The sequence below is a fragment of the Micromonospora sp. B9E7 genome, from assembly GCF_039871815.1.
Classification (GTDB): Bacteria; Actinomycetota; Actinomycetes; order Mycobacteriales; family Micromonosporaceae; genus Micromonospora.
The window spans coordinates 459,224-473,932 of sequence record NZ_JBDPLX010000004.1 but is presented as its reverse complement, the minus strand read 5'-3'; the positions used below and the strand labels follow the sequence as shown (position 1 = coordinate 473,932).

The following is a 14,709-nucleotide window of genomic DNA, read 5'->3' as shown; positions in this document are numbered from 1 at the left end:
AGGCGCATGGGACGGGCACCCGGTTGGGTGATCCGATCGAGGCGCAGGCGTTGTTGGCCACGTATGGGCAGGACCGTCCCGGTGATGAGCCGTTGTGGTTGGGGTCGGTGAAGTCGAACATCGGCCATACCCAGGCCGCCGCCGGTGTGGCGGGTGTGATCAAGATGGTCCAGGCCCTCAGGCACAATGTGTTGCCGGCGACGATGCACGTGGACGAGCCCACACCGCAGGTCGACTGGACCACCGGCCAGGTGCGGTTGCTCACCGAGACCCGCCCGTGGCACCCGCAGGCCGACCGGCCACGGCGGGCGGGAGTGTCGTCGTTCGGATTCTCCGGCACCAACGCCCACCTCATCATCGAAGAACCACCGGCCGCCGAACCCGTCGACCCACCGGTGTCCGAGGCCAACCCGGTGGTGCCGTGGCTGATCTCCGCCCGCAGTGACGACGCCCTGCGCGCCCAAGCCACCCGACTCACCCACCACCTCGACCAACAACCCACCACCAACCCCGTCGACGTCGGTCACACTCTCGCCGCGCACCGCGCGGCCCTGCCTTACCGCGCCGTGTCCCTCGGCGCCGACCACCGCGACGCCCTCGACGCGCTCGCGGCCGGTACGGCCTCGACCGGTCTGGTCGTCGGTGAGGTCTCCGACGGCAAGGTCGCGTTCGTCTTCTCCGGCCAGGGATCGCAACGCCCGGGCATGGGCCTGGAACTGGCCGAGACCTACCCGGTCTTCGCCGACGCGTTCGACGCGGCCTGCGCCGAACTCGACATCCACCTGGACCGCCCACTGCGTGAGGTGATCACCGAGGGCAGCGACCTCGACCAGACCCTCTACACCCAGACGGCGCTGTTCGCCTACGAGGTCGCGCTCCACCGCCTGGTCGAGTCGTTCGGCGTCACCCCGGACTACCTGGTCGGCCACTCGATCGGGGAGATCGCCGCCGCACACGTCGCCGGGGTCATCTCCCTTCCGGACGCGGCGACGCTGGTCGCGGCCCGGGGCCGCCTGATGCAGGAGCTGCCCGCCGGCGGCGTCATGGTGGCCGTACGGGCCACCGAGGCCGAGGTGCGGCTACTGCTGACCGAGGGCGTGGACATCGCGGCGGTGAACGGACCCAGCTCGGTCGTGCTGTCCGGTGCCGCCGACGCGGTGGCAGCTGTCGCCGCCCACTTCGAGAAGTCCAAGCGACTGCGGGTCAGTCACGCGTTCCACTCACCGCTGATGGAGCCGATGCTCGACGCCTTCGCCCGAGTGGCCGGCGGGCTGAGCTACCACCCGCCGCGCATCCCGGTCGTCTCGAATATCACCGGACAGGTCGCGACGACGCAGGACGCGGACTACTGGGTGCGGCACGTCCGCGAGGCGGTGCGCTTCGCCGACGGGATCGCCACCCTGGAAGGCCACGGTGTCACCACCTTCGTGGAGATCGGTCCCGACGGGGTGCTCTCCGCGATGGGCGCGGACTGCGTGACCGTGGCGGCACTCGTCCCCCTGCAACGCGCGACCTCCGACCAGGTGTCGAGCTTCCTCACCGGCCTGGCCCGAGCCTTCGTCCGCGGTGTGCCGGTGGACTGGACGCAGTGCTACCCCGGTGGGCATCTCGTCGACCTGCCCACCTACGCCTTCCGGCACCGTGACTACTGGCCGAGTGCCACCCTGGCCGACGTCTTCGCCGGAGTCGACGGCGGGACCAGCGGCACCACCGTGCCCGACGCCGACTTCTGGGCCGCCATCCAGGACGGTGACCTGGACCGCCTCGGCATCACCACGGACAGCACCGGCGACCTGCTCCCCGCACTTGCCGAATGGCACCGCAGGCGCCAGGACGCCCACCTCGTCGACGACCGGCGCTACCGCGTCGAGTGGCGCTCGGCGACCGGGGATGCCACGGCAGCGCTGACCGGCCCCTGGCTGGTCATCGGTCCCACCGGCGTCGGCACCGGCATCGCCACCACCCTGGCCGACGCCGGAGCGGACGTCATCCGCGTCGAACTGGCCCCGACCGCCGACCGGGCGGTCCTCGCCGCCGTCCTCGACGACCTGCCGGAGGACGTGAGCGGCGTCGTCTCACTCTTCGCCCTGGACACCGGGCTCACCGACCCCGCCCAAGCCACCCTCGCCCTGGTGCAGGAGCTGGTGCGGGCCGGCGTGACTGCTCCGTTGTGGGTGGTGACGGCGGGTGGGGTGTCGGTGGGGCGTGCGGATGTGGTGTCGCCGGCGGTGTCGGCGGTGTGGGGTCTGGGGCGGGTGGTGGGTCTGGAGTTGCCGCATCTGTGGGGTGGTCTGGTCGATGTCGCGGCTGCTTGGGACGCGCGGGTGGGTGCCCGCCTCGTGCGGGTGCTGGCCGCTGGCTTTGACGCCGAGGATCAGGTCGCGGTGCGGTCCTCGGGTGTGTATGTGCGGCGGTTGGTGCGTTCGGTCGCGGTGACCGGTGAGCAGCCGGGTTGGTCGCCGTCGGGGACGGTGTTGGTGACCGGTGGTACGGGTTCGCTGGGCGGACGGGTCGCGGTGTGGGCGGCCGAGCGTGGTGCCGAGCACCTGGTGTTGGTGTCACGGCGCGGCCCGCAGGCCGAGGGTGCCGCCGAGATCGCGACCGCCGTCGAGGCGGCCGGTGCACGGGTGACAGTCGCCGCCTGCGACATGGCGGACCGGGACGCGGTCAGCGCGTTGGTGCAGAGCCTGGACGCACCCGTGCGGGCGGTCGTGCACGCCGCCGGCGTGGAGCGGACGGCGGTGTTGACCGACCTGACCCCTGAGATCTGGGACGAGGTGGTGTCCGGGAAGACGGCTGGTGCGGTGCATCTGGACGAGTTGTTGGGTGATGGTCTGGATGCGTTTGTGGTGTTCTCGTCGATCTCTGGGGTGTGGGGTTCTGGTGGTCAGGGTGCGTACGCGGCGGCGAATGCGTTCCTGGATGGGTTGATCGCGGCGCGGCGGGTTCGGGGTGTGGTGGGTACGGCGTTGTCGTGGGGTCCGTGGGCTGGTGGGGGGATGGTCGCGGCGGCTGGTGATGACGTGCAGTTGCGGCGTCGGGGGTTGCCGCCGATGTCGGCGGAGTTGGCGATGGCGGCGTTCGCGCAGGTGGTGGGGTCGGGGGAGCGGGCGGTCACGGTCGCTGACGTGGAGTGGGATCGGTTCGGTGCGTCGTTCACCTCGGCCAGGTCGCGTCCGTTGCTGGACGAGGTGTACACCCCGGTCGAGCAGACGACCGCGCCGAGCATCTTCCTCGACGGGTTGGGCACTGCCGAACGGTCGAAGCGGCTGTTGGACGTGGTGCGTACCGAGGCGGTCGCGGTCCTCGGGTTGGGCAGCGTCGCCGACATCGGCATCGACCGACCCTTCCGCGAGCTCGGCTTCGACTCGTTGACCGCGGTCGAACTCCGCAACCGGCTGGTCACCACGACCGGCCTGCACCTGCCGACCAGCGTCGTCTTCGACTACCCGAACGCCGCCACCCTCGCCGGCCACCTGGCCGCACTGCTCGGCACCGACGACAGTGCCACCCCGGAAACGCGGGTGACGACCCTCGCCAACGAGCCGATCGCGATCGTCGGCATGGCCTGCCGCTACCCCGGTGGGGTCGGCTCGCCGGAGGACCTGTGGCGACTGGTCGAGACCGGCACCGACGCCGTCTCGGCTCTGCCCGGCGACCGTGGCTGGGACCTCGACGCCCTCTACGACGCTGACCCCGACGCACGCGGCACCTCGTACGCGGCAGCCGGCGGCTTCCTCGACGGCGTGGCCGACTTCGACGCCCGGTTCTTCGGCATCTCGCCCCGCGAGGCGCTCGCCATGGACCCGCAGCAACGCCTGCTGCTGGAGACGTCCTGGGAGGCGGTGGAACGCGCCGGCATCGACCCCGCCGCGCTGCGCGGCACCCACACCGGCGTCTTCACCGGCACCAACAGCCACGACTACCCGACGCTGCTGATGGCGGCACCGGACGCGGTGGAGGGTTACCTGGCCACCGGCAACGCCGCCAGCGTCATCTCCGGTCGGGTGTCCTACGCGCTGGGTCTGGAAGGACCATCCGTCTCGGTGGACACCGCCTGCTCGTCGTCACTTGTCGCGCTGCACCTGGCAGCCCAGGCACTGCGGTCCGGAGAGTGCGACCTCGCCCTCGCCGGTGGCGCGATCGTGATGGCCACCCCCGGCACGTTCACCGAGTTCTCCCGCCAGCGCGGTCTCGCCGCCGACGGCCGGTGCAAGTCGTTCGCCGCCGCCGCCGACGGCACCGGCTGGGCCGAGGGCGTCGGCGTTCTGCTGGTGGAGCGGCTCTCCGACGCCCGACGCAACGGCCACCAGGTCCTCGCCCTGGTCCGCGGCAGCGCGATCAACCAGGACGGCGCCTCCAACGGCCTGACCGCCCCGAACGGGCCCGCGCAACAGCGGGTCATCCGGGCGGCACTCGCCGCCGCCGACCTCACGACCGCCGACGTCGACGCCGTCGAGGCACACGGCACCGGCACCGTGCTCGGCGACCCGATCGAGGCACAGGCGCTGCTCGCCACCTACGGCCAGGACCGACCCGCCGACCAACCGCTCTGGCTCGGCTCGATCAAGTCGAACATCGGCCACTCACAGGCCGCCGCGGGCGTCGCCGGGATCATCAAGATGGTCGAGGCGATGCGCCACGAGACCCTTCCGCGGACCCTGCACGTCGACGAGCCGACCCCGCACGTGGACTGGTCCGTCGGCTCGGTCGAACTTCTCACCGAAGCGCGACCGTGGCCGGCCGGCGACCGCCCGCGCCGGGCCGCCATCTCCTCGTTCGGCATGTCCGGCACCAACGCACACGTGATCATCGAGGAGCCGCCGGCCACGGCTGACGACGAGCCGGCCCTCCGCCGACCGCAGACCGGCATGGTGCCCTGGACGCTCTCCGCGCGCGGCCCCGGCGCGCTGCGCGACCAGGCCGCCCGCCTGCTGACCTGGGTGACCGGCGACGACCACCCGGACGCCATCGACGTCGGGCACTCGCTGGCCAGCACCCGCGCCGCGCTGACCGAACGCCTGGTGGTGCTCGGCCCCCAGCACGCCGACGCCCTGGCGGCGGCAGCCGCTGGCAAGCTGGCCGCCGGCCTGGTGACCGGCGAGATCTCCGACGGCAAGCTGGCCTTCGTCTTCTCCGGTCAGGGCTCACAGCGGCCCGGCATGGGCCTGGACCTGGCCGAGGCCTTCCCGGTGTACGCGGAGGCGTTCGACGCGGTCTGCGCCGAGCTGGACCTCCGCCTCGACCGGCCGATCCGCGACGTGATCGCGGACGACGCGGAGGCTCTGGACCAGACGGTGTACACCCAGGCGGCGTTGTTCGCGGTCGAGGTGGCGTTGTTCCGGCTGGTCGAGTCGTTCGGGGTCACCCCGGACTTCCTGGTCGGGCATTCGATCGGGGAGATCGCCGCCGCGCACGTTTCCGGGGTGCTCTCCCTTCCGGACGCGGCAACGCTGGTGACCGCCCGGGGCCGCCTGATGCAGGCGCTCCCGGCAGGTGGGGTGATGGTGGCGGTGCGGGCCACCGAGGCGGAGGTGTTGCCGCTGCTGACCGGCGGGGTGTCCGTTGCGGCGGTGAATGGTCCGCGGTCGGTGGTGCTGTCCGGTGTGGCCGACGAGGTGACGGCGGTCGCGGCGCACTTTGAGAAGTCGAAGAAGCTGCGGGTGAGTCACGCGTTCCACTCGGTGCTGATGGAGCCGATGCTGGCCGAGTTCGCCTCGGTCGCGGCTGGTTTGTCCTACCAGGCACCGCGTATCCCCGTGGTGTCGAACGTGACCGGGCAGGTCGCCGAGACGCAGGACGCCGGCTACTGGGTGCGACACGTCCGCGAGGCGGTGCGGTTCGCCGACGGGATCACCACCCTGGAAAGCCAGGGCGTCAGCACCTTCGTGGAGATCGGCCCCGACGGGGTGCTGTCCGCGATGGGCGCGGACTGTGTCTCCGACGCGGTGTTCGTACCCGTGCAACGCGCTGACCGGGACCAACCGACCACGCTGCTGACCGCCCTGGCGCAGGTCTTCGTGCGCGGCGTCGCGGTCGACTGGGCACCCTGCTACCCCGGCGCGCGGCGCGTCGACCTGCCCACCTACGCCTTCCAGCACGAGCGCTACTGGCCGGACACCGTGCGGCCCGCAGCCGCCGGCCCGCAACCAGCCGACGCCCGCTTCTGGGACGCCGTTGAACGCGCCGACCTCGACCTGATCGCCGGCGACCTCGACAGCGCCGCCCGCGACGTGCTCGACGCCGCCCTGCCAATCCTCTCCACCTGGCGGCACCGGAGCAAGCAGCACGACGCCGTCAGCACCTGGCGGTACCGGGTCACCTGGAAGCCGTTCACCCCCGACCCGACACCGGCCCTCACCGGCACCTGGCTGCTGGTGTCGCCCACCGACGACACCCGATGGGTGCGAACCGCCCTGGAGGAGCACGGCGCGCACGTCATCACCACGACCGTCGACGCCGCCGCCACCGACCGGGGCGTACTCACCGACCAGCTCTGGCAGATCGTGTCGGAGACCCCCGACCTGGCCGGTGTCGTCTCCCTCCAGGCCCTGCAGGACACCACCGGCACCGACCCCGCGCTGTCGACGCTGCGCCTGCTGCAGGCGCTCGGCGACGGCGGCGGCGCGGGCGCCCCACTCTGGTGCCTGACCCGGGGCGCGGTCACCGTCGACCGGACCGACCCGCTGCGCCGGCCGTCCCAGGCGACCGTCTGGGGCTTCGGCCGGGCCGTCGCCCTCGACCACCCGCGGCGCTGGGGAGGGCTCGTCGACCTGCCCGAGCAGATCGACGAGCGCACCGCCGGTGACCTGGTCGCGGTGCTGGCCGCCGGCAGCGAAGACCAGGTGGCCATCCGACGCACCGGTACGCACGGGCGTCGCCTCGTCCGGGTCACCACCGGCGCCGACGGCCCGTCCTGGCGGCCCGCCGGCACCGTTCTGATCACCGGCGGCACGGGTGGTCTCGGGGCGCACGTCGCCCGCTGGGCCGCCCGGTCCGGCGCGGAACACCTGGTCCTGACCAGCCGGCGCGGAGCGGCGGCGCCCGGCGCCGCGGAACTCTCCGCCGAACTGCAGAGCCTCGGCGCGCGGGTGACCATCGCGGCGGTCGACGTCACCGACCGGTCCGCGGTCGCCGACCTGCTCCTCGAAGTACACGCCGGTCCCACCCCGCTGCGAGCCGTCGTGCACGCCGCCGGCGTCGACCACCCCACGCCGCTTGACGACTGCACCGCCGAGGAGTTCGCGGCGGTCACCCGGGTGAAGGTGGACGGCGCGACCCACCTCGACGAGCTGCTCGCCGGCCACGACCTGGACGCATTCGTGCTGTTCTCCTCGATCGCCGGGATCTGGGGCAGCGGTGGCCAGAGCGGTTACGCGGCGGCCAACGCCTACCTGGACGCCCTCGCCGAGCACCGGCGCGCGACCGGACTTCCGGCCACCGCGGTCTCCTGGGGGCCCTGGTCCGGGGCGGGCATGGCCGACGACCCCGCCGTCGAGGACCGCCTGCGTCGGCGCGGTCTGCTGCCACTCGACCCGGAGGCGGCCATCGCGGCCCTGGCCCGGGCGGTCGGCGGCACCGACGCCACCACCACTGTCGCCGACGTCGACTGGGCGAAGTTCACCCCGGCGTACACCATGGCCCGCCGCAGCGGCCTGCTCGCCGACCTGCCGGAGGCCCGCGACGCGCTGGCCGGCGCGGAAGCCGACGGCCCGGAGAGCGGCACCGACACGGTGACGGCGCTGCGCGACCACCTCGCCGGCCTGAACGAGCAGGACCGGGAGAAGCACCTGCTCGAACTGGTACGCACGGCCGCGGCGACGGTGCTCGGCCACTCCTCGGTCGACAGCATCCCGCCGACCCGGGCGTTCCGGGAACTCGGCTTCGACTCCCTCGCCGCGGTCGAGGTCCGCAACCACCTGAGCCGGGAGACCGGCCTCAAACTGCCCGCCACGCTGGTCTTCGACCGGCCCACCGCGACTGTGCTCGCGCGGTACCTCAAGAACGAGCTCCTGCCCGACACCGCGACGATCCTGCCCACCGCGGCCGAACTCGACCGGCTCGAACTGGCGCTCACCAGCCGCGACGTCGACGACAGCGGGCGAGCCCGCATCGTCCTGCGCCTGCAGAGCCTGCTGGCGAAGCTGAACACCGGCGGGGCCGAAACCGACGGCGTCCCGGACGCCCTCGCCGACGCCTCCGACGACGAGTTGTTTGACCTGGTCGACAACGACCTCGGTCTGTAACGCCGGACATCCTTCCCCCGCCGGCCCGAGCAAGGAGCGTTCTGATGGCGGACGAACTACGCCTGCGCGAATCCCTCAAAAAGGTGATCAACGAACTGCAGCGCACCCGCGACCAGGTGCGCGACCTCGAAGCCGCCGACCGCGAGCCGATCGCGATCGTCGGGATGGCCTGCCGGTACCCGGGCGGGATCGACACCCCGACGGACCTGTGGCGGATCGTCGCCGACGGTGCCGACGTGGTGTCCGGGCTGCCCGACGATCGTGGCTGGGACCTCGCCGCTCTGGCCGGCGACGCGGACGACCGTGGCTCCTCGCACACCGCGCAGGGCGGCTTCATCGACGGCGTCGCCGACTTCGACGCCGCGTTCTTCGGGATCAGCCCGCGCGAGGCCCTGGCCATGGACCCGCAGCAGCGGCTCCTGCTGGAGGTGTCCTGGGAGGCGATCGAACGGGCCGGCATCGACCCGGGGTCGCTGTCCGGGTCGCGTACCGGTGTGTTCGCGGGAACGAACTCGCACGACTACTCGACGCTGCTGATGGGCGCGGCCGACGACGGCCTCGACGGCTACCTGGCCACCGGCAACGCGGCCAGCGTGGCGTCCGGACGGGTCGCCTACGCGCTGGGCCTGGAGGGGCCGGCGGTCACTGTCGACACGGCCTGCTCGTCGTCGCTCGTTGCGTTGCACCTCGCCGCGCAGGCGCTGCGGCGCGGCGAGTGCTCCCTCGCGCTGGCCGGCGGCGCCGTCGTCATGGCCACTCCCGGGACGTTCGTCGAGTTCTCCCGGCAGGGCGGCCTCGCCGGTGACGGACGGTGCAAGGCGTTCGCGCGGGCCGCCGACGGCACCGGCTGGGCCGAGGGCGCGGGAATGCTGCTGGTGGAGCGGCTCTCCGACGCGGTCCGCAACGGTCACCCGGTGCTCGCCGTGGTGCGGGGCACCGCGGTCAACCAGGACGGTGCGTCGAACGGCCTCACTGCTCCCAACGGACCCGCCCAGGAACGCGTGATCCTCCAGGCGCTCGCCGCCGCCGGACTCTCCACGGCCGACGTGGACCTGGTGGAGGCACACGGCACCGGCACCACCCTCGGTGACCCGATCGAGGCGCAGGCGCTGCTCGCCACCTATGGCCAGGAACGACCCGCCGACCAGCCACTGTGGCTCGGCTCGATCAAGTCGAACATGGGTCACGCCCAGGCTGCCGCCGGTGTCGCCGGCATCATCAAGGTCGTCCACGCGATGCGGCACGAGACGATGCCGCGCACCCTGCACGTCGACGAGCCGACGCCGGACGTGGACTGGTCGGCCGGTGCCGTGGAACTGCTCGTGGACGCCCGGCCGTGGCCGGCGGGGGAGCGCCCCCGGCGCGCCGGGGTGTCGTCGTTCGGCATGTCCGGCACCAACGCCCACGTGATCATCGAGGAGCCGCCCGCCGCGCCGGTCGTCGCGCCGGTGGAGGTGACGGGGTCGGGTGCGCCGTGGCTGCTGTCGGGGCGTACGGCGGCGGCGGTCGCTGATCAGGCCGCGCGGTTGTCGACAGTGTCGGCGGACGCGTCGTCGGTGGCGTACTCGTTGCTGTCGTCCCGGTCGGTGTTCGATCACCGGGCGGTGGTGCTGGGTCCGGACGTTGCCGGTGGCGTGCAGGCGCTCGCGGGTGGTGTCCCGTCGGGCTCGGTGGTCTCCGGTGCGGCGGCTCCTGATGCCGGTGTGGTGTTCGTGTTCCCGGGTCAGGGTTCGCAGTGGGTTGGCATGGCCACGGAGTTGCTGGATACGGAGCCGGTGTTCGCGGCGCGGATCGCGGAGTGCGCCGCGGCCCTTGCGCCGTTCGTGGACTGGAATTTGCTGGAGGTGTTGCGCTCGGACGATCCGCTGGAGCGGGTGGACGTGGTGCAGCCGGTGTTGTGGGCGGTGCACGTCTCTCTCGCCGAGGTGTGGCGGGCCAGGGGTGTGGCCCCCGACGCCGTGATCGGCCACTCCCAGGGGGAGATCGCGGCGGCCTGTGTGGCCGGGGTGCTGTCACTGAGCGACGCGGCGAAGGTGGTCGCGTTGCGCAGTCAGGCGCTGCTGTCGATCGCCGGCAGTGGTGGGATGGTGTCGGTCAACGCCGGCCTGGACGTGGTCACCCCGTTGTTGACCGACGGCGTGAGCGTCGCGGTGGTCAACGGTCCGACCAGCGTCGCCGTCGCCGGTGCCGATCTGGATGCGTTCCTGGCCGCTGTGGAGGCGGCCGGGGTGCGGGCCAGGCGGGTGAAGGTCGACTACGCCTCGCACTGCGCTCTGGTCGAGCCGGTGCAGGCGGAGCTGGCCCGTCTGCTCGACGGTGTGCGACCGCTGGCCGGCGAGGTGCCGGTGTTCTCCACGGTGGAGGACGGCGGTCAGATGGACGCCGACTACTGGTACCGCAATCTGCGTCAGCCGGTCCGGCTGGATCTGGCGGTCGAGGCGGCATACGCGGCGGGGCACCGGATCTTCGTCGAGGTCTCCGCGCACCCGGTGTTGACCGGTGCGATCGCCGACACCGCCGAGGTGGCCACGGTGGGTACGTTGCGTCGTGGTGAGGGTGGCCCCGAGCAGGTGGTCCGGTCGTTGGCCGAGGCGTGGGTGCGCGGTGCACCCGTCGACTGGCACACCGTCATCCCGGCGGCCCCCGTCGTGGAGCTGCCCACGTACGCCTTCCAGCACCAGCGGTACTGGCCGCGCCCCAGCACCCGGGCGCACGGCGACGCCTCCGCATTCGGTCTGGCCCCCGTTACCCACCCGGTCCTCGGCGCGGCCCTCGGACTCGCCGGCGCCGACGGCACGATCTTCGCCGGACGGCTGTCGCTCACCACCCACCCGTGGCTCGCCGACCACCGCGTCTCCGGCCGCCTGGTGGTCCCCGGCACCGCGCTGCTCGACCTGGCCATCCGGATCGGCGACCAGCTCGGCTGCGCGATCGTCGCCGACCTCACCCTGGAACGGCCGCTCATCGTGCCCGAGCAGGCCGGTCTGGCACTACAGGCGGTGGTCGACGCCCCCGGAGACGGGCCGGACCGGGCGTTCACCCTCTACGCCCGGCCGGACACCGCCGACGCCGAACAGCCCTGGACCCGACACGCGACCGGCCTGCTCAGCACCACCCGACCGGAGACTCCGGAACCTCTCCCGGTCTGGCCGCCGGCCGGCGCGCAAGCCGTGCCGGTGGACAGCTTCTACCCGAATCTGGAAGCCCGTGGCTACGGCTACGGACCGGCGTTCCAGGGACTGCGGGCGATCTGGCGCTCCGGCGACGACGTGTACGCCGAGGTCGCCCTGCCCCGGGGGACCGAGGCCGACGCGTACGGGCTGCACCCGGCGCTGCTCGACGCGGCACTGCACCCGATCGGGCTCGCCCTCGAACCGGCCGGCGCCGAACAGGGCGGGTTGCTGCCGTTCTCCTGGACCGACGTCGACCTGCTCGCGTCCGGTGCGGAGATGCTGCGCGTGAGGCTGCGACCGCACGGCCCGGACACGGTGTCGGTGCTCGCCGCCGACCAGAGCGGCAGCCCGGTCCTGTCGATCGCCTCGCTCGTGCTCCGCCCGATCGCCGCCGGTGCCCTGGAGACCGCCGACGACCCGGCCCGGAACTCCCTGTTCCGCCTCGACTGGACCCCACTGACCCTGCCCGCCGCCGGCGCGCCGGCCCTCGTCGCGGTCCTCGGCACCGACGAGATCGGCGTGTCCGCGGCTCTCACCGAGGCCGGGCACGACGTGGTGGCATACGCCGACCTCGCCAGCGACCCGAGCCGACGCCCCGACCTGGTCGTCGCGCCGTTCGGCCCGGGTGGCACCGGAGGCGCCGTCGCCGCGGCTGCGACCGCCGCGACGCACTCCTTCCTCGCCCTGCTCCAGGACTGGCTCGCCGGCCCGGACGCCCGGCTCGTGGTGGTGACCCGCCGTGCCGTCTCGACAGGTGCCGAGGATCCGATCGAGGACCTGGTGCACGCCCCCCTCTGGGGCCTGGTCCGCGCCGCCCAGGCGGAGAACCCGGACCGCCTCCAACTGGCCGACGTGGACGGCGATGCCGCCTCGACGGCCGCGCTGGTCACCGCGACCGGCACCGGGGAGCCGCAGGTCGCGGTACGAGCCGGCACCGCGCACGCGCTGCGCCTGGCCCGCGCCGCGACCACCTCGGCCCTGGTCCTGCCGGACGGCGACGAGCCGTGGCGCCTGGACGTACGCGAGCGGGGCACCTTCGACAACCTGGAGCTGCTGCCCTGCCCGGAGATCGGCTGGGAGCTGCCGGACGGTCACGTCCGCGTCCGCATCCACGCCAGCGGCCTGAACTTCCGGGACGTGGTGCTGACCCTCGGCATGGTTCCGGACCAGCAGGTGCTCGGCAACGAGGCGGCCGGTGAGATCGTCGAGGTGGGGCCGGGCGTACGCGGCTACGCCGTCGGCGACCGGGTGATGGGTCTCTTCTCCGGCTCGATGGCACCGATCGGCGTCACCGACCACCGGATGATCGCCAAGGTGCCCGACGACTGGTCCTACCCGGTCGCCGCGACCGTGCCGGTCGCCTTCCTCACCGCGTACTACGGTCTGGTCGACGCCGGCCACCTGCGCACCGGGCAGTCGGTGCTGGTGCACGCCGCGACCGGCGGCGTCGGCATGGCCGCCGTCCAACTCGCCCGGCACTTCGGCGCCGACGTGTTCGGCACCGCCAGCCCCGGCAAGTGGGACGTGCTGCGCGCCGACGGCTTCACCGACGACCGGATCGCCTCGTCGCGCAGCCTCGACTTCGAGCAGCGCATCCTCGGGGCGACCGGTGGACGCGGCGTCGACGTGGTCCTGGACTCCCTGGCCGGTGAGTTCGTCGACGCGTCGCTGCGGCTGCTGCCCCGGGGCGGGCGGTTCGTCGAGATGGGCAAGACCGACATCCGCAACGCGGACACCGTGGCCGCGCAGCACCCGGGCGTCGGCTACCAGGCGTTCGACCTGATCGAGGCCGGCGGCGAACGGATCCGCGAGATCTGGACCGAGCTGACAGCGCTATTCGCGGCCGGGCACCTGCGCCCGATGCCGCTGCGCACCTGGGACCTGCGCCGCGCGCCGGAGGCGTTCCGGTTCCTCAGCCAGGCCCGGCACATCGGCAAGATCGCCCTCACCCTGCCGCCCCGGCCCGACCCCGAGGGCACCGTCCTCATCACCGGCGGCACCGGCACGCTCGGCGCGCTGATGGCCCGGCACTTCGCCCGGCAGGGTCGCCGCCACCTGCTGCTCACCAGCCGGCGTGGCCCGCAGGCACCCGGTGCCGCCGAACTGTGCGCGGAACTCGCCGGCCTCGGCGCGCAGGCCCACATCGTCGCCTGCGACACCGCCGACCGGGACGCGCTGGCCGGACTGCTCGCCGGCATCCCGGCCGAGCACCCGCTCAGCACGGTGGTGCACGCGGCCGGCGTCCTCGCCGACGGCGTGGTCGGCTCGCTGACACCGGAGCGCCTGGACGAGGTGATGCGGCCCAAGGTGGACGCGGCCTGGCACCTGCACGAGCTGACCCGCACCGCGCCGGTCGCCGAGTTCGTGCTCTTCTCCGCCGGAGCCGGGACCTTCGGCGGTGCCGGCCAGGCGAACTACGCGGCGGCGAACACGTTCCTCGACGCTCTCGCCCAGCACCGGCGCGACCAGGGGCTACCCGCGGTGGCGCTGGCCTGGGGTCTGTGGGCCGACGCCAGTGGGATGACAGGTCACCTGGACGCGACCGACCACGCCCGGATGGCCCGTGGCGGCATGGCCCCGCTCACCGCCGAGCAGGGACTCGCCCTGCTGGACGCGGCCCTGCGCCACGACGAGGCGATCCTGGTCCCCGCGAACATCGACACCGGGATCCTGCGGGGGCAGGGCGGCGCGGTGGTGCCGCTGCTGCGCGGCCTGGTGCGCGCACCGGCTCGCCGGGCGGCGGCCACCGCCACCGACACCGGCGACGACCTGGGCCGTCGGCTGGCCGGGCTCGGTGCGGCGGACCAGCAGCGGATCCTGCTCGACCTGGTACGCGGGCACGCCACAGTGGTCCTCGGCCGCCCCGCCTCGGAGCCGATCGAGGCCACCCGCGCGTTCAAGGAACTCGGCTTCGACTCGCTGACCGCCGTCGAGCTGCGCAACCGGCTCAACGGCGCGACCGGGCTGCGGCTGCCCGCCACGCTCGTCTTCGACTACCCGAACGCCCAGGCGCTCGCCGAGCACCTCGGCAAGGAACTCACCACCGGATCCGAGCCGGACGGGAACGCGGTGCACGTCGCCTTCGACCGGCTGACCGGCGCGATCTCGGCGCTGGACGCCGAGGCGCTGGCCGGCACCGGCATCGCGTCCCGGCTACGGGAACTGCTCGCCGCCGTGGAACCGGCCTCGGCCGTGCCCGCCGCGACGACGTCCGACGACGCCGACCTCGACGGCGCCTCCGCCGAGGACATCTTCGACCTGATCGACAACGAACTCGACTTTCCGTGATC

2 protein-coding genes are annotated in these 14,709 nt (G+C 73.1%); both read left to right on the top strand.

Annotation, left to right across the window (positions count from 1 at the left end; genetic code table 11):
* Window positions 1-8,246: type I polyketide synthase (locus ABGB10_RS09385; protein WP_347660471.1), on the top strand; the 8,246-nt coding region annotated here is incomplete at its 5' end.
* A 44-nt stretch (window positions 8,247-8,290) separates the two neighbouring features.
* A complete protein-coding gene (locus ABGB10_RS09380; RefSeq protein WP_347660470.1) occupies window positions 8,291-14,707 on the top strand; it encodes a type I polyketide synthase in 6,417 nt (2,138 codons plus the stop codon).
* Window positions 14,708-14,709: the final 2 nt, after the last annotated feature.